The organism is Streptomyces sp. NPDC051740 (assembly GCF_044453165.1).
GTDB classification, from domain to species: Bacteria; Actinomycetota; Actinomycetes; order Streptomycetales; family Streptomycetaceae; genus Streptomyces; species Streptomyces atrovirens.
Map to the genome: position 1 here is coordinate 163009 of NZ_JBITCL010000005.1, position 24784 is coordinate 187792.

21 protein-coding genes and 1 pseudogene are annotated in these 24784 nt (G+C 70.6%); 9 read left to right on the top strand and 13 right to left on the bottom strand.

The genetic code is table 11. The features are described 5' to 3' along the window. From ACIA6T_RS10680 to ACIA6T_RS10690, 3 genes are all read right to left on the bottom strand, one after another. The gene (locus ACIA6T_RS10680; protein WP_399446193.1) at nucleotides 1-600 is read right to left on the bottom strand and encodes a sulfurtransferase TusA family protein; all 600 of its coding nucleotides are present in this window, start codon (nucleotides 598-600) and stop codon (nucleotides 1-3) included. Between the two features lie 90 nt (nucleotides 601-690). Beyond that, nucleotides 691-1683: a pirin family protein gene (locus ACIA6T_RS10685; protein ID WP_399446194.1), complete on the bottom strand. Its 993-nt coding sequence runs from the start codon at nucleotides 1681-1683 to the stop codon at nucleotides 691-693. Nucleotides 1684-1820: 137 nt separating this feature from the next. Next, nucleotides 1821-2285, bottom strand: a complete 465-nt coding sequence (locus ACIA6T_RS10690) for an SseB family protein (RefSeq protein ID WP_030856883.1) — start codon at nucleotides 2283-2285, stop codon at nucleotides 1821-1823. A gap of 172 nt (nucleotides 2286-2457) precedes the next feature. On the opposite strand from ACIA6T_RS10690, the gene ACIA6T_RS10695 reads away from it, so the two are divergent. The 4 genes from ACIA6T_RS10695 (at nucleotide 2458) to ACIA6T_RS10710 (ending at nucleotide 6745) form a co-directional block, all read left to right on the top strand. Then, a complete protein-coding gene (locus ACIA6T_RS10695; RefSeq protein WP_399446195.1) occupies nucleotides 2458-4284 on the top strand; it encodes an acyl-CoA dehydrogenase in 1827 nt (608 codons plus the stop codon). Between the two features lie 208 nt (nucleotides 4285-4492). Continuing rightward, on the top strand, nucleotides 4493-5791 hold the full coding sequence (locus ACIA6T_RS10700; RefSeq protein WP_399446196.1) for a M18 family aminopeptidase: 1299 nt from the start codon (nucleotides 4493-4495) through the stop codon (nucleotides 5789-5791). Nucleotides 5792-5872: 81 nt separating this feature from the next. After that, nucleotides 5873-6118: a DUF6458 family protein gene (locus tag ACIA6T_RS10705; protein ID WP_399446197.1), complete on the top strand. Its 246-nt coding sequence runs from the start codon at nucleotides 5873-5875 to the stop codon at nucleotides 6116-6118. A 132-nt stretch (nucleotides 6119-6250) separates the two neighbouring features. After that, the gene (locus ACIA6T_RS10710) at nucleotides 6251-6745 is read left to right on the top strand and encodes an LURP-one-related/scramblase family protein (RefSeq protein ID WP_399446198.1); all 495 of its coding nucleotides are present in this window, start codon (nucleotides 6251-6253) and stop codon (nucleotides 6743-6745) included. 85 nt (nucleotides 6746-6830) lie between these two features. On the opposite strand, the gene ACIA6T_RS10715 is transcribed toward ACIA6T_RS10710, so the two are convergent. Continuing rightward, nucleotides 6831-7625 (bottom strand): carbon-nitrogen family hydrolase, encoded by a 795-nt coding sequence (locus ACIA6T_RS10715; RefSeq protein ID WP_399446199.1) that lies wholly within the window; start codon nucleotides 7623-7625, stop codon nucleotides 6831-6833. A 183-nt stretch (nucleotides 7626-7808) separates the two neighbouring features. Here ACIA6T_RS10715 and ACIA6T_RS10720 point away from each other — a divergent pair, with 183 nt between their 5' ends. Then, a complete protein-coding gene (locus tag ACIA6T_RS10720; protein WP_399446200.1) occupies nucleotides 7809-8633 on the top strand; it encodes a maleylpyruvate isomerase family mycothiol-dependent enzyme in 825 nt (274 codons plus the stop codon). Nucleotides 8634-8736: 103 nt separating this feature from the next. Here the strand turns inward: ACIA6T_RS10720 and ACIA6T_RS10725 are convergent, their stop codons facing one another. Together ACIA6T_RS10725 and ACIA6T_RS10730 are read right to left on the bottom strand one after the other, a co-directional pair. After that, a complete protein-coding gene (locus ACIA6T_RS10725) occupies nucleotides 8737-10029 on the bottom strand; it encodes a nitrate/nitrite transporter (protein WP_399446201.1) in 1293 nt (430 codons plus the stop codon). Continuing rightward, nucleotides 10026-10682: a GntR family transcriptional regulator gene (locus ACIA6T_RS10730; RefSeq protein WP_399446202.1), complete on the bottom strand. Its 657-nt coding sequence runs from the start codon at nucleotides 10680-10682 to the stop codon at nucleotides 10026-10028. Before ACIA6T_RS10730 ends, ACIA6T_RS10725 begins: the two co-directional genes overlap by 4 nt. A gap of 193 nt (nucleotides 10683-10875) precedes the next feature. Here ACIA6T_RS10730 and ACIA6T_RS10735 point away from each other — a divergent pair, with 193 nt between their 5' ends. Then, complete coding sequence (locus ACIA6T_RS10735) at nucleotides 10876-11775, top strand: D-alanyl-D-alanine carboxypeptidase family protein (protein ID WP_385051094.1); 900 nt, start codon at nucleotides 10876-10878, stop codon at nucleotides 11773-11775. Nucleotides 11776-12118: 343 nt separating this feature from the next. On the opposite strand, the gene ACIA6T_RS10740 is transcribed toward ACIA6T_RS10735, so the two are convergent. Continuing rightward, entirely contained in the window at nucleotides 12119-13315 is a 1197-nt protein-coding gene (locus ACIA6T_RS10740) for an RNA-guided endonuclease InsQ/TnpB family protein (RefSeq protein ID WP_399446203.1), read from the bottom strand. Between the two features lie 181 nt (nucleotides 13316-13496). Here ACIA6T_RS10740 and ACIA6T_RS10745 point away from each other — a divergent pair. Further along, a pseudogene (locus tag ACIA6T_RS10745) lies at nucleotides 13497-14062 on the top strand (Bro-N domain-containing protein). Nucleotides 14063-14141: 79 nt separating this feature from the next. Here ACIA6T_RS10745 and ACIA6T_RS10750 read toward each other — a convergent pair. From ACIA6T_RS10750 to ACIA6T_RS10765, 4 genes are all read right to left on the bottom strand, one after another. Beyond that, nucleotides 14142-15503, bottom strand: a complete 1362-nt coding sequence (locus tag ACIA6T_RS10750) for a dihydrolipoamide acetyltransferase family protein (RefSeq protein ID WP_399446204.1) — start codon at nucleotides 15501-15503, stop codon at nucleotides 14142-14144. Between the two features lie 10 nt (nucleotides 15504-15513). Further along, a complete protein-coding gene (locus ACIA6T_RS10755; RefSeq protein WP_399446205.1) occupies nucleotides 15514-16491 on the bottom strand; it encodes an alpha-ketoacid dehydrogenase subunit beta in 978 nt (325 codons plus the stop codon). A 1-nt stretch (nucleotide 16492) separates the two neighbouring features. Beyond that, nucleotides 16493-17734 (bottom strand): pyruvate dehydrogenase (acetyl-transferring) E1 component subunit alpha, encoded by a 1242-nt coding sequence (pdhA, locus tag ACIA6T_RS10760; protein ID WP_399446206.1) that lies wholly within the window; start codon nucleotides 17732-17734, stop codon nucleotides 16493-16495. Nucleotides 17735-18235: 501 nt separating this feature from the next. Next, complete coding sequence (locus tag ACIA6T_RS10765; protein WP_399446207.1) at nucleotides 18236-19882, bottom strand: protein kinase; 1647 nt, start codon at nucleotides 19880-19882, stop codon at nucleotides 18236-18238. A gap of 348 nt (nucleotides 19883-20230) precedes the next feature. On the opposite strand from ACIA6T_RS10765, the gene ACIA6T_RS10770 reads away from it, so the two are divergent. Beyond that, nucleotides 20231-21886, top strand: a complete 1656-nt coding sequence (locus ACIA6T_RS10770) for a protein kinase (protein ID WP_399446208.1) — start codon at nucleotides 20231-20233, stop codon at nucleotides 21884-21886. Between the two features lie 85 nt (nucleotides 21887-21971). On the opposite strand, the gene ACIA6T_RS10775 is transcribed toward ACIA6T_RS10770, so the two are convergent. Continuing rightward, entirely contained in the window at nucleotides 21972-22511 is a 540-nt protein-coding gene (locus ACIA6T_RS10775) for a bacterial proteasome activator family protein (protein WP_399446209.1), read from the bottom strand. 444 nt (nucleotides 22512-22955) lie between these two features. Between ACIA6T_RS10775 and ACIA6T_RS10780 the strand changes: the two genes are divergently transcribed. Beyond that, the gene (locus ACIA6T_RS10780; protein WP_399446210.1) at nucleotides 22956-23342 is read left to right on the top strand and encodes a hypothetical protein; all 387 of its coding nucleotides are present in this window, start codon (nucleotides 22956-22958) and stop codon (nucleotides 23340-23342) included. 371 nt (nucleotides 23343-23713) lie between these two features. Here the strand turns inward: ACIA6T_RS10780 and ACIA6T_RS10785 are convergent, their stop codons facing one another. After that, on the bottom strand, nucleotides 23714-24697 hold the full coding sequence (locus ACIA6T_RS10785; RefSeq protein WP_399446211.1) for an NAD(P)H-quinone oxidoreductase: 984 nt from the start codon (nucleotides 24695-24697) through the stop codon (nucleotides 23714-23716). Between the last annotated feature and the right edge of the window lie 87 nt (nucleotides 24698-24784).

Sequence of the window (24784 nt, forward strand, 5' to 3'; positions counted from 1 at the left end):
TCAGCCGCCCGGCGGCACATACCGCAGCCGGCCCGCCGGGTCGGTCACCGGTGTGAACCCCGCGGCCCGCAGGACGGCGGCGTACCTGGTCCGGTAACGACGGCTGACGGCGAGTCCGACGGGGACGAGGGCCATCAGCGCCGCCCAGAAGACGGCGGCGAGGACGACTGCCGTGGCACCCGAGCCGAGCAGGAGGCCGAACGGCAGGGCCAGCGGGACGGCGGCGATGCCGGCGAGCAGGATCATCTGCTTGTCGGTGTACATCGTGCTGATGTCGAACGTGATGCGGGCCTTGAGGAGCTCGACCTCCTCGGGCGCGAGGCGCGGCAGCTCGCCGCCGTGGGCGGCCCCCGGATAGCGCGCCCGGTTGCGCGCGGCCCGCTCGCGGGCCTCGGGGCTGGGATCGGGCACGATCACGATCAGGTACTGGTCGCCCTTCGGCCCGCCGCCCCGGCGTACGTCCGCGTACGCGTAGCCGAACTTCCGGGCCATGGCGGCGAACCGGGCGAGCTTCGTCGTGGTCGGCATGGCGCTGGTGACCCGTACGGGCTCCCCGCTCTCCATCTGCCGCAGCATCTTCCGTACCCGGCGCTCGCCCATCGGTGTCCGCCCTCTCTTCAACGACCCGGCCGCGTACGGACATCATCGTGTCCGTACGCGGCCGGGATCACTGCCGGACGCGGGCAGTCCTCAGGCGTCGTCGTTGCCGACCGCCGGTCCGCCCTCCGACATGCCGTGCACCGCCGGCACCGTTCCGAGCCGGCCCTTCTGGAAGTCCTCGAAGGCCTGCTGGAGCTCGTCGCGGGTGTTCATCACGAACGGGCCGTAGTGGGCCATCGGCTCCCGGATGGGCCGGCCGCCGAGCAGGACGACCTCCAGGTCCGGGGTGCGGGAGTCCTGCTTCCCGTCCGCGCGGACGGTCAGCGAGGAACCCGCGCCGAAGACGGCCGTCTGGCCGACGTGGACCGGGCGGCGCTCGGCACCGACCGCGCCCCTGCCCGCCATGACGTACGCGAGGCCGTTGAAGTCCTCGCGCCAGGGCAGGGTGATCTCCGCGCCCGGCGCCAGCGTCGCGTGCACCATCGTGATCGGCGTGTGCGTGACGCCCGGACCCTCGTGGCCGTCCAGCTCACCGGCGATGACGCGCAGCAGCGCGCCGCCGTCGGGGGAGGTGAGCAGCTGGACGCTGCCGCCCCGGATGTCCTGGTAGCGCGGCGCCATCATCTTGTCCTTGGCGGGGAGGTTCACCCACAGCTGGAGCCCGTGGAAGAGCCCGCCGGACATGACGAGCTGCTCCGGCGGCGCCTCGATGTGCAGCAGGCCGGAACCCGCCGTCATCCACTGGGTGTCGCCGTTGGTGATGGTGCCGCCACCGCCGTGGGAGTCCTGGTGGTCGAAGATCCCGTCGATGATGTAGGTGACGGTCTCGAAGCCGCGGTGCGGGTGCCAGGGGGTGCCCTTCGGCTCCCCGGGCGCGTACTCCACCTCACCCATCTGGTCCATCATGATGAACGGGTCGAGATGGCGGTAGTTGATCCCGGCGAACGCCCGGCGCACCGGGAAGCCCTCGCCCTCGAAACCGCTCGGCGCGGTCGTGACGGTGAGCACGGGGCGTGCCACGGCGTCGGCGGGCGCGGTCACACGGGGCAGCGTCAACGGGTTCTCGACGGTCACTGCAGGCATGTCGGTACCTCCTCGGGTACGCCCATTTTAGTTGAGCGTTGAACTTCTTGCCACCCCGAACGCGGAAAGCCCGGAGGGAATTCCCTCCGGGCTCCGCATCAGGGCGGCGCGGGTCAGCCGTCCGCGCAGCGACGGCTTCAGCCGTACATGCGGCGCATCGCGAACTCGACCATCTGCTCCACGGCCTTCGCGTCGAACACCATCCGGTGCTCGCCCTCCATGTCGAGCACGAAGCCGTACCCCGTGGGCAGCAGGTCGATCACCTCGGCGCCGGTGATCACGAAGTACTTGGACTCCTTGCCCGCGTACCGCCGCAGCTCCTTCAGCGAGGTGAACATCGGGATCACCGGCTGCTGGGTGTTGTGCAGGGCGAGGAATCCGGGGTTGTCGCCGCGCGGGCAGTAGACCTTGGAGGTGGCGAAGACCTGCTGGAAGTCCTCGGCCGCCATCTGTCCGGTGGTGAACGCGCGCACCGCGTCGGCGAGCGAGGGCGCGGACGGCTCCGGATACAGCGGCGCCTGCTGTCCGTACCCGCCCTGCATCTGCTGCTGCGGCGGGACGTAACCCTGCTGTGCCCCTGCGCTCTGGTCGTAGCCGTACATGCCGCACAGACTACTGATCCGGCGGGAGGGCTGGGTCACAGATGTCCGGATCGGGGTTGCTTCTTATTACCGACGGGTAGCATCATCGTAGCTACTTGCCGGTACGTGAATCACGTGAATCAGTCGCGAGGAGTCAGCGCCTCGCCGATACCTCTCCAACGGAGCCGTCGCCATGGGGCACTACAAGTCGAATCTCCGCGACATCGAGTTCAACCTCTTCGAGGTGCTCGGACGCGACAAGCTGTACGGCACGGGTCCGTTCGGCGAGATGGACGTCGACACCGCGAAGAGCATCCTCGAGGAGCTGACCCGGCTCGCGGAGAACGAGCTCGCGGAGTCCTTCACGGACGCCGACCGCAACCCGCCGGTCTTCGACCCGGAGACCAACACCGCGCCGGTCCCGGCGTCCTTCAAGAAGAGCTACCAGGCCTTCATGGACTCCGAGTACTGGCGCCTGGGCCTGCCCGAGGGCGTCGGCGGCACCACGGCTCCCCCGTCGCTGATCTGGGCGTACGCGGAGCTGATCCTGGGCGCCAACCCGGCCGTGTGGATGTACTCCTCCGGCCCGGCCTTCGCCGGGATCCTGCACGACGAGGGCAACGAGACGCAGAAGAGGATCGCGCGGATCGCCGTCGAGAAGCAGTGGGGCTCCACCATGGTCCTCACCGAGCCGGACGCCGGCTCGGACGTGGGCGCGGGCCGCACCAAGGCCGTGCGGCAGGAGGACGGCTCCTGGCACATCGAGGGCGTGAAGCGGTTCATCACCTCCGGTGAGCACGACATGTCGGAGAACATCCTCCACTACGTGCTCGCGCGTCCCGAGGGCGCCGGACCCGGCACCAAGGGCCTGTCCCTCTTCCTCGTCCCGAAGTACCTCTTCGACTTCGAGACCGGCGAGCTGGGCGAGCGCAACGGCGCCTACGCCACCAACGTCGAGCACAAGATGGGCCTGAAGGCCTCCAACACCTGCGAGATGACCTTCGGCGACCGCCACCCCGCCAAGGGCTGGCTGATCGGCGACAAGCACGACGGCATCCGCCAGATGTTCCGCATCATCGAGTTCGCCCGCATGATGGTCGGCACGAAGGCGATCTCCACGCTGTCGACGGGCTACCTCAACGCGCTGGAGTACGCCAAGGAGCGCGTCCAGGGTCCGGACCTGGCCAACTTCATGGACAAGTCCGCGCCCAAGGTCACCATCACCCACCACCCCGACGTGCGCCGCTCGCTGATGACGCAGAAGGCGTACGCGGAGGGCATGCGCGCGCTGGTGCTGTACACGGCGTCGGTGCAGGACGCGATCGCGGTGAAGGAGGCGGCGGGCGAGGACACGAGGACCGAGCACGCCCTCAACGACCTGCTGCTGCCGATCGTCAAGGGCTACGGCTCCGAGAAGGGCTACGAGCAGCTCGCCCAGTCGCTGCAGACCTTCGGCGGCTCCGGCTTCCTCCAGGAGTACCCGATCGAGCAGTACATCCGGGACTCCAAGATCGACACCCTGTACGAGGGCACCACCGCGATCCAGGGCCAGGACTTCTTCTTCCGGAAGATCGTCCGCAACCAGGGCGCGGCACTGAACTCGCTGGCCGAGGACATCAAGAAGTTCCTGGCGCTCGGCGAGGGCGGCGAGGAGCTCGGCACGGCCCGCGAGCACCTGGCCAAGGCGGCCGTCGAGCTGGAGGCCATCGTCGGCCTGATGCTCACCGACCTCGCGGCCACCGAGCAGGACGTCAAGAACATCTACAAGGTGGGCCTGAACACCACCCGTCTGCTGATGGCGTCCGGTGACGTGATCGTCGGTTACCTGCTCCTGCGCGGTGCCGCGATCGCCGCCGAGAAGCTCCCGACGGCCTCCGCCAGGGACGTCGCCTTCTACACCGGCAAGATCGCCGCGGCGAAGTTCTTCGCGGCCAACGTCCTGCCCGGCGTCACCCTGGCCCGCAAGGTCGCCGAGGGCGTCGAGCTGGACCTGATGGAGCTGGACGAGGCGGCGTTCTAGCCCCTTCCGGGACCTCCCGGACCTCCTCCGGACCTCCCGGACCTCCTCCGGATCTCTCTGCTCTTCTCCGGACCTCCCGGATCTCCTCCGGACCTCTCCGGGCCTCCCGGGACCTCCCCGGACAGACCCCACGGGATCCGGCCGGACCCCGCCCGAGGGCCCGCTCCCGCACAGGGAAGCGGGCCCTCGTCCTCGTTAAGGTGAACCCATGAGCGCACCCTCCCGCTTCGACCGCGGCCACACCGACGACCTGATGTCCTTCCTGGCGGCGAGCCCCACGCCGTACCACGCCGTGGCGAACGCCGCCGAGCGGCTGGAGAAGGCGGGCTTCCGGCAGGTCGCGGAGACGGACGCCTGGGACGGGTCGGCAGGCGGCAAGTACGTGCTGCGCGGCGGTGCGATCATCGCCTGGTACGTCCCCGAGGGCGCGGGCGCGCACACCCCCTTCCGGATCGTCGGCGCCCACACCGACTCCCCCAACCTGCGCGTCAAGCCCCGGCCCGACAGCGGGGCGCACGGCTGGCGCCAGGTCGCCGTGGAGATCTACGGCGGGCCGCTGCTCAACTCCTGGCTCGACCGCGACCTGGGCCTGGCCGGCCGGCTCTCCCTGCGCGACGGCTCCACCCGGCTGGTCAACGTCGACCGCCCCCTGCTGCGGGTCCCCCAGCTCGCCATCCACCTGGACCGCTCGGTCAACGCCGACGGCCTCAAGCTCGACAAGCAGCGGCACATGCAGCCGGTGTGGGGCATGGGCGACGACGTGCGCGACGGCGACCTGATCGCCTTCCTGGAGGAGACCGCCGGGCTCCCGTCCGGCGAGGTCACCGGCTGGGACCTGATGGTGCACTCCGTCGAGGCACCCGCCTACCTGGGCCGCGACCGCGAGCTGGTGGCCGGCCCACGCATGGACAACCTGCTCTCCGTGCACGCCGGCACGGCCGCGCTCGCCGCCGTGGCCGCCAAGGGCTCCGGCCTCTCCTTCATCCCCGTCCTCGCCGCCTTCGACCACGAGGAGAACGGCTCCCAGTCCGACACCGGTGCGGACGGCCCGCTGCTCGGCGGCGTCCTGGAGCGTTCGGTGTTCGCGCGCGGAGGATCGTACGAGGACCGGGCCCGCGCCTTCGCCGGCACCGTCTGCCTCTCCTCCGACACCGGCCACGCCGTCCACCCCAACTACGCGGAGCGGCACGACCCGACGCACCACCCGCGCGTCGACGGCGGCCCCCTCCTCAAGGTCAACGTCAACAACCGCTACGCCACGGACGGTTCCGGACGGGCGGTCTTCGCGGCGGCCTGCGAGAAGGCGGACGTCCCGTTCCAGTCCTTCGTCTCCAACAACGCGATGCCGTGCGGCACCACCATCGGCCCGATCACCGCCGCCCGGCACGGCATCAGGACCGTCGACATCGGCGTGGCCATCCTGTCGATGCACAGCGCCCGCGAACTGTGCGGCGCGCAGGACCCGTTCCTGCTCGCGAACGCCCTCGTCGCGTTCCTCGACGGCTAGTCGACCGCCCTGAGGCGCATGGGTGACGCCCGCCCGGGTACCCGGTCCGCACCGGAAACACCGGACAGGGAGGCGACACTCATGGGCCTCGGCGGATGCATCATCCTCATCGCCGTGGGAGCAATCCTCACGTTCGCGACCGACTGGGACATGCAGGGTGTCAACCTTGACCTGGTCGGCGTCATCTTCATGATCGTCGGTCTGATCGGCGTCGCGACGTTCAGCAGCATCGCCCGGCGCAGGCGGGTCGTGGTGCCCCCGACCACCCCGGTCGTCGACGACACCACCCGCACCCGGGACGGCTACAGCGACGGGTACGGGGTCTGACCGACCGGCCGGCCGGCCCCACCGAAGGGCGCGGGAGAACGTCTCTCCCGCGCCCTTCGTCGTGCCCGGAGGGGTCAGCCCGTCGGGCTAGTGCCCGTGTCCCGGAACCGGGCGCGGGGAAGGGCTGGCGGCATGAGATTCCTGGTGCGGGACCGGATCCTCGGGATCGGGGACGACTACTGGATCGAGGACGACCAGGGGAACAAGGTCTTCCTCGTCGACGGCAAGGCGATGCGGCTGCGGGACACCTTCGAACTGAAGGACACCGAGGGGCGCGTCCTCATCGACATCCGCCAGAAGATGTTCGCCCTGCGCGACACGATGGTGATCGAACGCGGCGGGGAGCCCCTGGCGACGGTCCGGCGCAGGCGGCTGTCGCTGCTGCGCAACCACTACCGGGTGGCCCTGGCGGACGGCGGCACCGAACTGGACGTCAGCGGCCGGATCCTCGACCGGGAGTTCGCCGTCGAGTACGACGGCGAACTGCTCGCCGTGATCTCCCGGCGGCTGCTGAGCGTACGGGACACCTACGCCGTCGACGTCGTACGCGAGGACGCGGACCCGTCGCTGCTGATCGCGGTGACGGTGTGCGTGATCAGCCTGGCGGAGAAGGAGCGGGAGGACTAGACCCCGGCCCGGCGCGGGAGGACTAGACCCCGGCCCGGAGCAGGAGGATTAGCCCCCGGCCCGGAGCGGGAGAACCGGGGCCCGGTCAGCGGTGGGGGCGGTCCAGGCCCAGGACACGGTCCTTGAGGGCCGGGAAGCGTTCGCGGGTGCCCGCCACCGTGGTGGGGTCGAAGTCGACCGTGAGGATCTGCTCGCCGGGGCCCGCCTCGGCCAGGACCTCGCCCCACGGATCCACCACGATCGAGTGACCCGCCTGCGGAACTCCCGCGTGCGTCCCGGCCGTTCCACACGCGAGGACGAACGACTGGTTCTCCACCGCCCGTGCCCTGGCCAGCAGCGTCCAGTGGGACCGGCGGCGCTCCGGCCAGCCCGCCGGGACGACGAGGGTCTCGGCGCCGGCGTCGACGAGACCGCGGAAGAGTTCGGGGAAACGGAGGTCGTAGCAGGTCGCCACACCGACGACGGTGTGCGGCAGACGGACCGTCACCAGTGCGTCACCCGCCCCCATCAGCACGGCCTCGCCCTTGTCGAAGCCGAAGCGGTGGATCTTGCGGTAGGAGGCGGCCGGCTCACCGGAGGGGGAGAGGACGAGCGAGGTGTTGTAGAGGGTGCCGTCAGGGGCACGCTCGGGGATCGAGCCCGCGTGCAGCCACACGCCCGCGTCGCTCGCGGCCTCGGCCATCGCCTCGAAGGTCGGCCCTTCGAGCGGTTCCGCCTCACTGCCGAACTCCTCGTACGCGAACGCGCCCGTGGTCCACAGCTCCGGCAGCACGACGAGATCGGCCCCGGCCTGGTCCCGTACCATCCCGGCGACCCGGAGCCGACGCGATTCGACTGATTCGTCCTCGTTCACGGCGACTTGGAGCAAGGAAGCGCGCACACTACCACCGTCCTGGCATTCGACCCGCGCACACGGGCCTACGATCGTCACACGAAAGCACTGCCGGGGTGCCTCACAGCAGCGTAACTTAGCGTCCCAAGACACCCGCCGAGTGCAGCCACCGCCCACTGGCACCGCCGCCACAACCTGCCCGTGTACCGACCGCCGAGGGGTCCCGTTTCCGTGAGTCTGCATCCCACCCTCCAGCCCTACGCCGACGCCTGGACCCACTCCATCGAGGCGATATCCGAGCTGGTGCAGCCGCTCCCGGAGGCCGACTGGAACCGGCGGACGCCGTGCCCGGGCTGGTCGGTCCGCGACGTCGTCTCGCACGTCATCGGTCTGGACTCCGAGATGTACGGAGACCCCCGCCCCATCCACACGCTGCCGCGCGACCTGTTCCACGTCACCAACGACCACCAGCGGTACATGGAGATGCAGGTCGACGTGCGCCGCCACCACACGGCGCCCGAGATGACCTCCGAGCTGGAGCTCTCGATCATCCGCCGCAACCGTCAGCTGCGGAACGAGAACCGCGAGCCCGGCACCAAGGTGCGCGGCCCGCTGGGTACGGAGCTGACGCTGGAGGAGTCGATGCGCCGGCACGCCTTCGACGTGTGGGCGCACGAGCAGGACCTGCGCACGGCCCTCGGCCGCCCCGGCAACCTCGACTCCCCCGGCGCGCACATCGCCCGTGACGTGCTGCTCGCCGAGCTGCCGCGCGTGGTCGCCGAGCTGGCGCAGGCGCCGCGCAGCTCGGCCGTGGTCCTCGACGTCCACGGTCCCGTGGAGTTCCTCCGCACCATCCGCGTCGACATCCAGGGCCGGGGCACCCTGGAAACGGCCCCGGCCCTCGGCCCGGCCGCCACCCTCATCCTCGACTGGGAAACCTACGTCCGCCTGGCCTGCGGCCGCGTGACGGCGGAAGCGGTGACGGACAGGGTGAAGACGGAGGGCGACCTGGACCTGGCGACAGCGATCCTCCGCCACTTCGCGGTCACCCCGTAGCCGCGGGCAGTCGTGCCGCAGGGCGGCACGGGTGGGCGCGCCGGCACCCCGGCAGCGCCGGGCCGCGCGCCCCACCCCCGCCCAGCCCCCGCACCGGGCGCCGTCACACAGGCACGTGCACCGAGCTCACCCGGCTCGTCACCAACCGCTCCCGCTCCCTGCGCACCGCCCGCCTCCGCAACCGCAGAATCTGGGTGACGCCCAACACCTGCAGCACGAACACGGAGGAGAAGGCGACGGCATAGTCGTCCCCCGTCGCGTCCAGCAGCACCCCGACCGCGAACAGCGTCGTCATGGAAGCCACGAACCCCCCCATGTTCGTGATCCCCGACGCCGTCCCCTGCCGCTCAGCCGGATTCGCCGGCCGCGCGAAGTCGAACCCGATCATCGACGCCGGCCCGCAGGCCCCCAGCACCACGCACAACACCACCAGCAGCCACATCGGCGCCGTGTCCGCCGGATAGACCAACGTCGCGGCCCACAGCACCGCCGTCGCCCCCACCGTCCCCAGCGCCAGCGGCAGCCGCGCCCCGTGGTGCCGGGCGATGACCTGGCCGTAGACGAGCCCGAAGGCCATGTTGGACAGCACGACGAGAGTCAGCAGCTCTCCGGCGACCGCCCGCGACAGCCCCTGCGCCTCCACCAGGAACGGCATCCCCCACAGCAGCAGGAACACCATCGCCGGGAACTGGGTCGTGAAGTGCACCCACAGTCCCAGCCGTGTCCCCGGCTCCCGCCAGGAGGCGGCGATCTGACGGCGTACGTAAGCAGCCCCCTGGTGCGGCACCGGCTCCGGTCCGTACCCCTCGGGATGGTCCTTGAGGAAGAACAGGAGCAGCACGAACACCACGGCACCGGCCACCGCGCTCCCCGCGAACGCCGCCGTCCAGCCGATGCCGTGCAGCAGCCGCGCGAGGACCAGCGTGGAGACGAGGTTGCCCGCCATTCCGACCAGCCCCGCCATCTGCGCGATCAGCGGCCCGCGCCGGGCCGGGAACCACCGGGTGCCCAGCCGCAGCACGCTGATGAACGTCATCGCGTCACCACAGCCGAGCAGTGCCCGTGAGGCGAGCGCCATGCCGTACGACGGTGAGAACGCGAAGCCGAGCTGCCCGGCCGTGAACAGCACCACGCCGATGCCCAGCACCTTCTTGGTGCCGAGCCGGTCGACCAGCAGCCCGACGGGTATCTGCATGCCCGCGTAGACCAGCAGCTGGAGGATGGAGAAGGTGGACAGGGCGGAGGCGCCCACGTCGAAGCGGTCGGCGGCGTCGAGGCCGGCCACACCCAGCGACGTACGGAAGATGACGGCGACGAAGTAGACCGAGACGCCGATCCCCCACACGGCGAGGGCGCGCCGTCCGCCGGGAGGATCCCCGGGCAGCGTGCCGTTCATCGCACCTCACCCCTGGCCAGGTGGGAGAACCAGCCGACGTGCCGGTGGACGACCCCGACGGCCGCCTCCGCGTCGCCGGAGCGCAGCGCCCGAAGGATCTCCCCGTGCTCGGCGAGGGTCTTGGCGATCCGGTCCGGGTGGGAGTGCATCACGGCGACGCCCATCCGGAGCTGACGGTCGCGGAGCTGGTCGTAGAGGCGGGAGAGGATCTCGTTGCCGCCGCTGCGGACGATCTCGGCGTGGAAACACCGGTCGGTGACGGAGGCCGCGGCGAAGTCACCGGCCGCGGCCTGCTCCTCCTGCCGGGCGAGCAGCTCCTCCAGCCGCTCGACGAGACCGGGCGGCGCGGGTACGGCCTTCCTGACGGCGTGCTCCTCGACGAGCAGCCGGGTCTCGACGACGTCGGCGATCTCCTGCGCGGAGACGGGCAGGACGAGGGCGCCCTTCTTCGGGTAGAGCTTGAGCAGCCCTTCGGCCTGCAGCCGCAGCAGCGCCTCGCGCACGGGGGTCCGCGAGACCCCCACGGCCTCGGCCAGCTCGCCTTCGGTGAGCAGTGTCCCGCCCTCGTAGCGGCGGTCCAGGACGCTCTGCTTGACGTGGGTGTAGACGCGGTCGGCGGCGGGGGGTTGCTTCACGGGGGCCAGGCTGGTCATGCGGACAGGATAGATACAACACGCGCGCATGGAAGAATCCATCCACGATGCGGACTCCAAGAAGTCCGAAGTGACCCCGATTCACGCACAACCATCCGCACGCACCGCGAGTCAGAAAGACGCGGCCCCTTTATGGGCCGCGCCTCAACTTGGCCGCAGGGTACGGTCATTCCAGGTAATCGGGGTATTCGACTTGAAGATCGACATTCAGGGCTTCCGTGTCCGCAGAGCCGCCGGCGTCGCCGTGACCACCGGCGCCCTGCTCGCCTCCGGGGCCCTCTACGCCGCGCCCGCGCAGGCCGCCGCCGCGCCGTCCATCGTCGCCAAGGGCGGCTTCGTGATGAACAACGCGAACGGCAAGTCGCTGTACACGAAGGCGGCCGACACGCGTCGTTCGACCGGCTCGACGACGAAGATCATGACCGCGAAGGTGGTGCTGGCGCAGAAGAACCTGAACCTCGACACCAAGGTCACGATCCAGAAGGCGTACAGCGACTACATCGTGTCGAAGAACGCCTCGTCCGCACGGCTGATCGTCGGTGACAAGGTCACCGTGCGCCAGCTGCTGTACGGGCTGATGCTGCCGTCCGGCTGCGACGCGGCGTACGCGCTCGCGGACAAGTTCGGCTCGGGCACGACGCGTGCGGCCCGCGTGAAGTCGTTCATCGGCAAGATGAACTCCGAGGCGAAGAAGCTGGGCCTGAAGAACACCCACTTCGACTCCTTCGACGGCATCGGGAACGGCAGCAACTACTCGACGCCGCGCGATCTGACGAAGATCGCGAGCAGCGCGATGAAGAGCTCCACGTTCCGCTCGATCGTGAAGACGAAGAAGTACACGGCGAAGACGAAGACCAAGACGGGCAGCACCCGCACGATGGCGCCGTGGACCAACACGAACTCGCTGCTCAGCAGCTACAGCGGCACGATCGGCGTGAAGACCGGCTCCGGCTCGGTGTCCAAGTACTGCCTGGTCTTCGCCGCGACCCGCAACGGCAAGACGGTCATCGGCACGGTCCTCGCCTCGTCGTCGTCCGCCCAGCGCGAGAAGGACGCGAAGAAGCTCCTGGGCTACGGCTTCGGCAAGATCTGACACCGCCGAACCGGAAAGGGGTCCACCCGGCGCGGGTGGGCCCCTTTCGCATGCCTTCGGCGCGGGGACGCCGAGAGATGTCCGAGACCGTAACTGGAGGTTACGGTCTCAGCGTTTACGCAGGTGGAGAGCGGTGCCGAGAAATGTCACCGCCCCGACGACCTCACCATCGCCTCGGGTATCCGCCATACACGTCGTCATGAGCCGCCGCAGCGGTTTCGTTCACTTTCGCTCGCAGTCCTGAACATCATCGAACTGGCCGGCATATGCCCTCCTTTGCGCCCTACGTTCCGCAGCGGAGGTGGTTCATTTGGCTTCCTCCCCTCCTGAAGGAGGGGAATTCCTACGGCTCGCGCCGTAGGGGTTTCTGCTTCATCACCGGCCGCCCGCCCGGAGTACTCCGTTGAGGTCTTACGCCAGCTCCGCAGACAGACACTGCCAGCCCGGCAGCCAGGATGTTCTTCGCCGCGTTCACGTCCCGGTCGTGGGTCGTCCCGCAGCCGCACGTCCAGGTGCGGACGTTCAGCGGCATCTTGTCCCGCAGGATGCCGCAGGTGGAGCACAGCCTGGAGGAGGGGAACCAGCGGTCGACCGCGATCACTTCGCGGCCGTACCACTGGGCCTTGTACTCCAGCAGGCTCCGGAAGTCGGCCCAGGCCGCGTCGCTGATGGCGCGGGCCAGGCTGTGGTTCTTCACCATGTTCCGAACGGTGAGGTCCTCGATCACGATCGTTTGGTTCTCACGAACGAGTCGAGTGGTGAGCTTGTGGAGGTTGTCCCGGCGCCGGTCGGTGATCCGGGCGTAGACCTTGGCGACCTTCTGACGGGCCTTACGGCGGTTGGCGCCGTCGCCTTTGGCCTTGCGGGCGAGCTGCCGCTGGGCCTTGGCGAGACGGGCGCGGTCGCGCCGCTCGTGCCGGGGGTTGGCGACCTTCTCCCCGGTGGAGAGGGTCAGCAGGTGGTCGAGTCCGACGTCGACACCGACGGCCGTATCGGTGGCCGGGAGCGGCTGAACCGTCGGGTCCTCGACCAGCAGGGACACGTACCAGCGTCCGGCCGCGTCCTGCGACACGGTCACCGTGGACGGCGACGCTCCCTCCGGGAGTGGACGGGACCACACGATGTCGAGCGGCCGGGCCATCTTCGCCAGCGTCAGCCTGCCGTCTTGGAACCGGAACGCGCTGGTGGTGTACTCCGCCGACTTCCTCGACTTCTTCCGCGACTTGAACCGCGGGTACTTCGCCCGCTTGCCGAAGAAGTGGGTGAACGCCGTCTGGAGGTGGCGCAGGGCCTGCTGCAGGGGGACGGAGGAGACGTCGTTGAGGTACGCGAGTTCCTCGGTCTTCTTCCAGGCCGTCAGCATCGCCGACGTCTGGTTGTAGTTCACCCGCTCCTGCCGCGTCCACGCCTGAGTGCGGGCGGCGAGGGCCAGGTTGTAGACCTTCCGCACACACCCGAACGTGCGCGACAGCTCGGCTGCCTGCGCATCGGTCGGATGGAAGCGGTACTTGAACGCCCGCTTCACATGGGCGGTTCCCATATCTCACATACTGGACCATCAGTTTGTGAAGGATGCGGGCAGCTGGAGGTAGACGCGGGCCCGCCCTGGCGGCGAACCGGCTTTCCTTGCCCTGCTCCGCAGGAGCTTCGTTTCTCCCCCACAAGCGGGAGGTGCCCCCACCCCGCCCTGAAGGACGGGGTATCCACGAAGGAGAAACTCGATGGACGAACCCAGCAAACAGCCCGGCTCCACCGAACGGACCGGGGCCATCGACATCAGCGACTTCGTCTACGCGGCGACCGGAGAGCGGATCCGGCGGCTGACCATGCCGAACGGAAGCCACTGGTTCCCGGCGGTGGACGTCTGCAAGTCACTGGGGTACACCACCCCTCGCAAGGCACTCCTCGACCATGTTCCGGAAGATCGTCGAGACAATCTCGAGACAGTGACTGGAAGTCACTGTCTCAGCATTCCCGCAGGTAGGAGCTGGCGCCGAGACCTTCAGCTCATCGATCTGCAAGGCCTGATCCTGCTCGTCAACGCCTGCACGAAACCGGCCTGCGCACCCTTCAAACAGTGGGTGGCCGAGGTGATCGAAGCAGTGCAGCAGGAAGGCCGCCACACCTTGAGCAGGGTGAGCTGCGCGAGCCGCTGGAGTCGATCGCCGCCCGTACGGGGCTTTCCGTGCGGCGCGTCAACGAGTGTCTGAGGCTGCTGCGCAAGCACGCCTGCATTCGCTCGCGGGGCGGGGCCGAGGACGCGGCTCCGGTGTACGTGCTTCCGTAGGGCCGGTACAGCAGGAGGGGCGTCGCAATCCGAAGTTGCGGCGCCCCTCCTGTCTCATGAACCTAGCGGTTCACAGCCCTCATGCCCAGCTGATCAACCGCTTCGGCCGCTCCAGGACCGCCGCCACGTCCGCCAGGACCTTGGAGCCCAGCTCGCCGTCGACCAGGCGGTGGTCGAAGGAGAGCGCCAGGGTGGTGACCTGGCGGGGCTTCACCTTGCCCTTGTGGACCCATGGCTGGGGCTTGATCGCGCCGACCGCGAGGATCGCGGACTCGCCGGGGTTGAGGAGCGGCGTGCCCGTGTCGACGCCGAAGACGCCGACGTTGGTGATCGTGACCGTGCCCGCCTGCATCGCCGCCGGCGAGGTCTTGCCCTCGCGGGCCGTGGACACCAGTTCACCCAGGGACTCGGCCAGTTGCGGCAGCGTCTTGGCGTGGGCGTCCTTGATGTTCGGCACGATCAGACCGCGCGGGGTGGCCGCCGCGATGCCCAGGTTGACGTAGTGCTTGACCACGATCTCCTGGGCCGCCTCGTCCCAGGAGGCGTTGACCTCCGGGTTGCGCTTGATCGCGACCAGCAGGGCCTTGGCGATCAGCAGGAGGGGGTTCACGCGCAGGCCCGTGAACTCCTTGTCCTGCTTCAGCTCCTCGACCAGCTTCATCGTCCGCGTCACGTCCACCGTCACGAACTCCGTGACGTGCGGCGCCGTGAACGCCGAGCCGACCATCGCCGCCGCCGTGGCCTTGCGGACCCCCTTGACCGGGATGCGGGTCTCGCGGGCGGTGTCGTACGACACCGGGGCCGCGGGGGCGGCGACCGGTACGGCGGTGGCCGGGGCGGTCTCCTGCGGAGCCGGAGGCGCCACCGCCGCGTGGACGTCCTCGCGGGTGATGATGCCGTCCGGGCCGGTCGGGGTGACCGTCGTCAGGTCGACGCCCAGGTCCTTCGCCAGCTTGCGCACCGGCGGCTTCGCCAGCGGGCGTTCCCGGGGGACGGCGGGGGCGGCATGGCCGTTCAGCTCCGGCTGGACGGCGGTGTCCTGGGCCGGCGTCCTGCGGGGGCGGCGGCGCGTCGAGGACGTCGCCACGCCGTAGCCGACCAGGACCGGCTGGCGGGCCGCCGGCTGCTCCTCGGGCTCGGCGGCAGGGGCGGGTTCCTCCTCCACCACCGGCGCCGCGCCACCCGCGACGTCCACCGCGATGATGGACGTGCCCACGTCCACCGTGGTGCCCTCGGGGAAGTGCAGCTCGCGGACCACACCGTCGTAGGGGATGGGCAGTTCGACGGCCGCCTTCGCCGTCTCGACCTCGCAGACCACCTGGCCGTCGGTGACCGTGTCACCGGGCTGGACGTACCACTTGAGGATCTCGGCCTCGGTGAGGCCCTCGCCCACGTCCGGCATCCTGAACTCGCGTACGGACGCGTTCGTCATCGTCGTCACGGCCCTCTCCTCAGTACGCCAGCGAGCGGTCGACGGCGTCGAGCACCCGGTCCAGGTCCGGGAGGTAGGACTCCTCCAGGCGGGCCGGCGGGTACGGGGCGTGGTAGCCGCCCACCCGCAGCACCGGGGCCTCCAGGTGGTAGAAGCAGCGCTCCGTGATCCGCGCGGCGATCTCCGCGCCGGAACCAAAGAACACCGGTGCCTCGTGGACGACGACCAGGCGGCGGGTCTTCTCCACCGACGCCTGGATCGAGTCGAAGTCGATCGGGGAGACCGAGCGCAGGTCCAGCACCTCCAGGGAGCGGCCCTCCTCGGCCGCCGCGTCGGCGACCTCCCGGCAGAGCTTCACCATCGGGCCGTACGCCACGAGCGTGAGGTCCGTGCCCTCGCGCACCACGCGCGCGGTGTGCAGCGGGCCCGGGATCGCCTCGGTGTCGACCTCGCCCTTGTCCCAGTAGCGCCGCTTGGGCTCGAAGAAGATCACCGGGTCGTCGCTCTGGATGGCCTGCTGCATCATCCAGTACGCGTCCGACGCGTTCGACGGGGAGACCACCTTCAGGCCCGCCACGTGGGCGAACAGCGACTCCGGGGACTCCGAGTGGTGCTCCACGGCGCCGATGCCGCCGCCGTAGGGGATGCGCACGACGACGGGGAGCTTGACCTTGCCCAGCGAGCGGGCGTGCATCTTCGCGAGCTGCGTGACGATCTGGTCGTACGCCGGGAAGACGAAGCCGTCGAACTGGATCTCCACCACCGGGCGGTAGCCGCGCAGGGCCAGGCCGATCGCCGTACCGACGATGCCCGACTCGGCGAGCGGGGTGTCGATGACGCGGCTCTCGCCGAAGTCCTTCTGCAGGCCGTCCGTCACCCGGAACACGCCGCCGAGCTTGCCGACGTCCTCGCCCATGACGACGACCTTCGGGTCCGCGTCCAGGGCGTGCCGCAGCGACTCGTTGATCGCCTTGGCCAGGGCCATCTTGTCCGTCATGTCACTTACCCCCGTCCGCGTCCGCGAACGACGCCTGGTACGCCGCGAACTGCGCACGCTCCTCGTCCACGAGCGCGTGTCCGTCCGCGTACACGTTCTCGAAGATGGCGAAGTGGTCCGGGTCCGGCATGGCACGGACCGCTTCGCGCACTCGTTTGCCCAACGCCTCGCTCTCGGTCTCCAGTTCCGCGAAGAATCCCTCGTCCGCGTGGTTTGCGGACTCCAGATAGCGGCGAAGACGCAGGATCGGGTCCTTGGCCTCCCAGGCCAGACGCTCCTCGTCGCCCCGGTAGCGGGTCGGGTCGTCGGAGGTGGTGTGCGCGCCCATGCGGTACGTGAACGCCTCGACCAGCGTCGGCCCCTCACCCGCGCGGGCCCGCTCCAGGGCCCACTTGGTGACGGCCAGGTTCGCCAGCACGTCGTTGCCGTCCACGCGGACGCCCGGGAAGCCGAAGCCCTGGGCGCGCTGGTACAGCGGCACGCGGGACTGCTTCTCGGTCGGCTCGGAGATCGCCCACTGGTTGTTCTGGCAGAAGAACACCACCGGGGCGTTGTAGACCGCGGAGAAGGTGAAGGCCTCGGCCACGTCGCCCTGGCTGGACGCGCCGTCGCCGAAGTAGGCGATGACCGCGCTGTCCGCGCCGTCCTTGGTGACGCCCATCGCGTAGCCCGTGGCGTGCAGGGCCTGCGAGCCGATGACGATCGTGTACAGGTGGAAGTTGTTGCCGTTCGGGTCCCAGCCGCCGTTGTTCACGCCGCGGAACATGCCGAGCAGGTTGGTCGGGTCCACCCCGCGGCACCAGGCGACGCCGTGCTCGCGGTAGGTGGGGAAGACGTAGTCGTCGTCGCGCAGCGCCCGGCCGGAGCCGATCTGCGCCGCCTCCTGCCCGAGCAGCGAGGCCCACAGGCCCAGCTCGCCCTGGCGCTGCAGGGAGGTGGCCTCGGCGTCGAAGCGTCGGGTGAGCACCATGTCGCGGTAGAGGCCGCGCAGGTCGTCGGCGGTGATGCCGGCGACGTACTTGTCGAACTCGGCGTTCTTGACGCGCTTGCCCTCGGGTGTCAGCAACTGGACGAGGGCGGGCTCGGCGCTCTTCCCGGCGCCGGTGGCCTTCTTGGCGCTGGTGGCCTTCTTGGCGCTGGTGGCCTTCTTGGTGGTGCTGGTGGTGCGCTTGGTGCCGGTGGTGCCGGCCTTCGTTCCGGCGCTGCGTCGCGGTGTGCGCGCGGCAGTGCTCTCCACGGTCACGTGTGCTCCTCCGTCGGTCCGGCCCCCGGGGTTGCCGGTAGGCCAGTGCGGCTCACCTGTTCTCGACCACCGGGCACGGGGTGGGTGCCACTCGGCCGGGAACAGGCGTGACAGGTGCCCCGGCGAGCGCCCTGCAAGAGGCACGTTACCCAGTGCTCCACATCTCTGTGAAACCCTTCTGACCTGCGATTTTGCTTGGATTTCCAAGTAAATCGGAGAAGGCGTCGAAGGCGCGCTGGTCACAGCCTCGCAGGAGGCCGGAGCAACGGCACGTTATCCCGGCCACCCCGGGCACGGGAAGGGTCGAGTTTCGTGACCGGAAGTGGTACGCCGCGCGGGGTGAGCGGGGGTGCGGCCGGGGTCAGCCGCACGGGGTGAGCGGGAGTGCGGCCGGGGTCAGCCGCACGGGGTGAGCGAGGGTGCGGCCGGGGTCAGCCGCACGGGGTGAGCGGGAGTGCGGCCGGGGTCAGCCGCACGGGGTGAGTGAGGGTGCGGCCGGGGTCAGCCGCCGGTCACACCCTCGATGCTGCCCGTGCCGGCGTTCTCGCTGCCCGCGTCCGTGCCGCCGTTCTCGGTGCCCGCGTCCGTGCCGCCGTCCCCGGTGCCGCCGTCCCCGGTACCGCCGTCCCCGGTGCCGCCGTCCCCGGTGCCACCCGACTGGGTCGGCTGCACGGACGTCGGCGGGGTGCTCGGCGCCTCGCTCGTCGGGTCCTGCGTCTCCGTGTACGTCGGATCCTGGGACGGCGTGTACGGCTGGTCCCAGTTCCCGCCCGATCCCGTGCCCGGGTCGGTCTCGGTCTCGGTGCCGGGGTCGGTCGTCTCCTCGGTCGCCTCGTCGCTCGGGCTCTCGCTGGCCTTCTCGTCCCCGGTGCTCTGCGTCACGGACGGTGACGTGTCGGTCTTGCCCCCGCCCCCGCCGCCACCGCCGTTCTGCAGCGCCAGCGCCACTCCCGCCGCGACGGCGATCACCGCGAGCACCGCGAGGACCCACAGCTTGCCGCGACCGCTGCCCTTGTTGCCGTGGCCCTCGAAGCCGCCGTCGTCACCGCCGTACCCACCGCCGTACCCGGCGGGCAGGATCGGCTGCGGGATCGCCGCCGTACCGGCGACGTCCGGGTGCGGCATCGCGGTCGTGCCCGCGAAGCCGGCCGCCGGGGTGCGCGGGCCCTCGTGCATCTCCACCGGGCCGGTGTTCCAGGTGCCGGTGTGGCCGCCCTGCTCGTAGAGCATCTGCAGCGCGTACTGGATCAGCCCGCGCATCTCCTCGGCCGTCTGGAAACGGTCGTCGGGCTCCTTGGCGAGGGCGCGCATGACCATGCCGTCCAGCTCCGGCGGGCAGGCGTCCGAGACCTCCGACGGGGGCGTGGGGATGTCCTGGACGTGCTGGTAGACCACCGACAGCGGCGTCTCGCCCGTGAAGGGGGGCCGCAGCGCCAGCAGTTCGTACAGCAGGCAGCCGGTGGCGTACAGGTCGGACCGGTAGTCGACGGCCTTGCCGAGCGCCTGCTCCGGGGAGAGGTACTGGGGGGTGCCCATGACCATGCCGGTCTGGGTCATCGTCGTGGACGCGCCGTGCAGCGCGCGGGCGATGCCGAAGTCCATCACCTTCACGGCACCGTTGTGGGTGATGATGACGTTGGCCGGCTTGATGTCGCGGTGCACGATGCCGTGCTGGTGCGAGTAGGCGAGCGCCTCCAGGACACCGGAGACGATGATCAGCGCCTGCTCGGGGCCCGGGGCCTCGGCGTTCATCAGCAGGTCGCGGATGGTGCGGCCCTCGACGATCTCCATCACGATGTACGGCACCGACTGGCCGCCGCCGACGACGTCCTCGCCGGAGTCGTACACGGCGACGATGGAGTGGTGGTTGAGACCGGCCACCGACTGCGCCTCGCGTGTGAAGCGCGCCTTGGAGACGGGGTCCTCGGCGAGGTCGGCGCGCAGCAGCTTGACGGCGACCGTGCGGCCGAGACGTACGTCCTCGGCGGCGAACACCTCGGCCATGCCGCCCCGGCCGAGCCGGTGGGTCAGCCGGTACCGGCCGTCGCCGACGAGCCCGCCGTTGCCCCAGTTGTCCGGCGCGTCCGAGATGCCGCCGCCAGTCGCCTCGGGGTCGGACGGGCCCTGAGCGCGCTGCTGCTGTGCCATCAGTCCTCGCCGTCGTTTCTGCCCGCGGTGCGCGCGGTGTTGTTACGGTCTTCGTCGGCCACGCTACAGCCTCGGCGTGTGCCCCCGGCCCGGTACGGGCCTCCAGGACCGGCACGAGACGGACCGGCCATGAAACCCGTACTCCGTACTGTCGTGCAAATTCCGTGTACCGGTAGTACGACCGCTGTAACGCTTCCGCGACGCTTCCTTCGCGTACGGTCACGGAACGGGCACCGCGCTTGACGTGTCAGTGGCCTGGGGCAGACTTGGCCGGGAATAGCGCATGGGATCTACGACGGATCGGCCACCGGGACGGCGGCGCCGGAGAGGCTACGGGGGACGCGGAACATGAGCCAGGACGGCGCACAGGGCCACAGCGCGGGGCGGGCGCTCGCCGGCGGACGCTACCAACTGCGGGACCTGCTCGGCCAGGGCGGCATGGCCTCGGTCCACCTCGCCTACGACAGCGTGCTCGACCGCCAGGTCGCGATCAAGACGTTGCACACGGAACTCGGCCGGGAGCAGGCCTTCCGTGAGCGCTTCCGCCGCGAGGCCCAGTCCGTGGCGAAGCTCACGCACACCAACATCGTCTCGGTCTTCGACACGGGCGAGGACGACGTGGACGGCATGACGACGCCGTACATCGTCATGGAGTACGTCGAGGGCCGCCCGCTCGGCTCCGTGCTCGACGAGGACGTACGGCGGCAGGGCGCGATGCCCGCCGACAAGGCGCTGAAGATCACCGCGGACGTGCTGGCGGCCCTGGAGATCAGCCACGAGATGGGGCTGGTCCACCGCGACATCAAGCCGGGCAACGTGATGATGACCAAGCGCGGCGTGGTCAAGGTCATGGACTTCGGCATCGCCCGCGCCATGCAGTCCGGCGTGACGTCGATGACGCAGACCGGCATGGTCGTCGGCACCCCCCAGTACCTCTCCCCGGAGCAGGCGCTCGGCCGGGGCGTGGACGCCCGCTCCGACCTGTACTCGGTCGGCATCATGCTGTTCCAGCTGGTCACCGGGCGGCTGCCGTTCGACGCGGACTCGCCGCTGGCCATCGCGTACGCGCATGTGCAGGAGGAGCCGCCGGTCGCGTCCTCGATCAACCGTTCGCTGCCGCCGGCCGTGGACGCGCTGATCGCCCGCGCGCTGAAGAAGAATCCGAACGAGCGTTTCCCCAGCGCGGAGTCCATGCGCGGGGAGTGCCTGCGGGTGGCGCAGTCCTTCCACCCGGCCCCGCCGAGCATCGTGCCGGGCGCGCAGGCGCAGAGCGGCGCGGGCGTCGGTTCCGCGGTGTTCCCGCCGGTCGGCCAGGCGCCGCAGGCACCCGCGGGCAACGTGCAGACGCCGTACCAGCCGGCGCCGTACCCGTACGGCACCCCGGCGCCGTCCGCGCCGTCCCCCGCGTACGGCTATCCCCAGCAGGGCGGCTACCAGACGCCCGCCCCGTCGCCGTACGCGCCGCAGCCACAGCCGCAGCCGCAGCCGCAGCCGCAGCCGCAGTACAACATCACACCCCAGACATCCGGCTCGGGCGGCTCGGGCGGTGGCCGGAGCAAGCCGGTGGTCATCGGGGCTGTCGTCGTCTCCCTCGTCGCCGTCGGCGGCCTGATCGCGGCGCTGACGATGAACGGCGGTGACGAGGACCCGCAGGCCGGCGGGGGCGGCAGTGCTTCGGCCTCGGCGTCGGCGACCAAGGCGGAGGGCTACCGCGGACCCGACACGAAGAAGACGATCGACAAGGAGAAGTGCGAGGAGCCGTACGAGTCCACCAACGACCCCGACAAGGTCCAGCTCCCGGACTTCAAGTTCAAGTACATCCAGTCGGTGAAGGAGTGCTTCCAGGCCGCCGGCTGGGGAGACTTCAAGATCGTCGAGGTCGACGAGAACACCTACGGCGAGGGCTCCGTCAGGGAGCAGTTCCCGCCGGCGGGCACGGACGTCGACCCCGAGAACATGCCCGAGATCACCCTCAAGGTCTCGACGGGCAACCCCCCGTCCTGACCCCGGGACGTACAAGGCGTGACGAAGGGGCCCGGCACCGGATGCCGGGCCCCTTCGTGGCGTTCGGCCAGGGACGTCGCGCGGTCTACAGGTACGGGCCGCCCGAGCGGCCGCCCGGGTGCGGTTCCTCCAAGCCGTCGCCGACACCGGGCGGGAGGGCGCGGCGCATCTGCTCCAGCTGGGCGCGCGCGGCCATCTGCTGGGCGAAGAGCGTGGTCTGGATCCCGTGGAACAGGCCCTCCAGCCAGCCCACCAGCTGGGCCTGGGCGATCCGCAGTTCGGCGTCGCTCGGGGTGGTCTCGTCCGTGAAGGGCAGGGAGAGCCGCTCCAGCTCCTCGACCAGCTCCGGGGCCAGACCGTCCTCCAGTTCCTTCACCGAACTGGCGTGGATCTCCTTGAGGCGGACCCGGCTGGCCTCGTCCAGGGGGGCCGCGCGCACCTCCTCCAGCAGCTGCTTGATCATGCTGCCGATCCGCATGACCTTCGCCGGCTGCTCCACCTGCTCCGTCACCGGGGTCTCGCGGGAGTCCTCGTCTCCGGTGCCGCCGCTGAGCGCCATGCCGTCCTGGCCGACGACCAGGATCTGCGGATTCTCCGGCGACCGTTCGTTCCTCGGCATCTCCATGCCGCCATTGTCGCGCACGGCCGTGCACCGCTTCGGCAGTGCCCCCGGAAGCGGGGTTCTCCGGCGGAGGTCCACCCGACGGCCGTATCCGGAATGCCGGGATCATCCGGGAATGCCAGGCTGTTGGGCGTCCATCCGGCCCATCTTGCCGACGGTGTGACCGAGCACCGGCCGGCGCGGGAGGTCACGGTCGTGGCTCCATGGCTGCGTGTAGTGGGGGCGACGGTTGTTCTGGTCACGGGGGCGGCGGTGGTGCCGTACGGCCCTGTCGCGGCGCCCCTCGGCACGGGGGTGGCGTACGGGGTCGGCGCCGTCCTCTCTTCCCCGTCCCCGTCCCCGTCCTCGTCGTCCTCGTCCCCCTCGCCCGCGTCGTCGCCCTCAGTGGAGCCGTCGCGGGCCGGGAGCCGGCCGGGTGAGGGCCGGGACCGGCCGGGGCGGCACGAGATGACCGAGAGGGAGTCACGGGAACGAGGACACGGCGACCGGGAGCACGGCGACCGGGACGGTCCGGACGACGGGGGCGCGGGCGCCGTACCGCGGAAGCCGGGGCGTGCCGGGGAGGTGGGCGAGCCGCCACCGCGGCCGGGGGACGACGGGGCCGTGTCCCGGGCACCGGGCGCGGGCGACACCGTCCCGCGGACACCGGCGTCCCGGGCGGCGGTCCCCGTGCCCTCCGCGACCTCGCGGTCGGCGGAGCCGAACACGGTCGCCTCCTCCACCGAGCCCGTACTGCGCATCCTGCCGCTCGGCAGCGGCCTGATGCTCATCGGACTCGGTCTCGGCCTCGCCTTCGTCGCACTGCGCATGCGTCAGGGACGCGGCACGTCCTGAGCTCCGCCCGGAATCCCCTGACGGGCCGCGGCGGCCACCCGCGCACGGCCCCTCCCGGCACCCGGGGCGCGGTATCACCGAGCGGAAGCGCCACCGCCGGGTGGGCCTCCTGCCGGGACGCGGAACGCGGGGCCGGCCCAGGGTCCCGCGCCGTCTCCCTCCACCGCACCGGGTGGGACACGCGCAGGGCGGTGCCGTACCCGGACGGGAACCCGCCCCCGGTGGGCACGACCGACGTGCCACGCCAACGGTGGGCACGACCGACGTGCCACGCCAACGGTGGGCACGACCGACGTGCCACGCCAACGGTGGGCACGACCGACGTGCCACGCCAACGGTGGGGGCGGCCCCGCCCCGGCAGCCGGGCCGGCTCAGCCCGGTGTGACCAGCAGGACCTTGCCGATGTGGCCGCTGTCCTCCACGACCCGGTGGGCGGTGGCCGCGTCCGGCATCGGGATCTCGCGGTCGATGACGGGGCGGACCCGGCCGCCGGTGACGAGCGGCCAGACGTGTTCGCGTACGGCCGCCACGATCGCCGCCTTCTCCTCCAGCGGCCGGGCGCGCAGCGAGGTCGCGCTGATGGCGGCGCGCTTGCCGAGGAGGGCGCCGATGTTCAGCTCCCCCTTCACCCCGCCCTGCATGCCGATGATGGCGAGCCGGCCGTTGACGGCGAGGGCCTGGACGTTGCGGTCCAGGTACTTGGCGCCCATGTTGTCCAGGATCACGTCCGCGCCCGCGCCGTCGGTGGCCCGCTTCAGCTCGGCGACGAAGTCCTGCTCGCGGTAGTTGATCAGGATGTCGGCGCCGAGTTCGGCACAGCGCTCCAGTTTCTCCGTGGTGCCGGCGGTGACGGCGACCCTCGCTCCGACGGCCTTCGCGAGCTGGATCGCCATCGTGCCGATGCCGCTGGAGCCGCCGTGCACGAGGAGGGTCTCACCGGGGCGGAGGTGGGCGACCATGAAGACGTTCGACCAGACCGTGCAGACGACCTCCGGGAGCACCGCGGCCTGGTCGACGGTGAGCCCCTCGGGTACGGGCAGCAGCTGCCCGGCCGGGACGGCGACCTTCTCCGCGTAGCCGCCGCCGGCGAGCAGCGCGCAGACCTCGTCGCCGACGGCCCACCCGCTCACCCCGTCACCGAGCGCGGCGATCCGTCCGGAGCATTCGAGACCGGGGTAGGGGGAGGCACCGGGCGGAGGGTTGTAGAAGCCCTGCCGCTGGAGGATGTCGGCCCGGTTGACGGCACCGGCCACCACCTCGACCAGGACCTCTCCGGGACCGGCCACGGGGTCGGGGACCTCGTCCCACACCAGCGCCTCGGGCCCACCGGGTTCGGGAATCGTGATCGCATACATGAGGGGGACGGTACTCCTGGGCCGGGCACGCGGGCCGGACCGGCCGCTCGGGGAAATCCGTGTGCGGGAGCGATGAGTTTGCGCGAC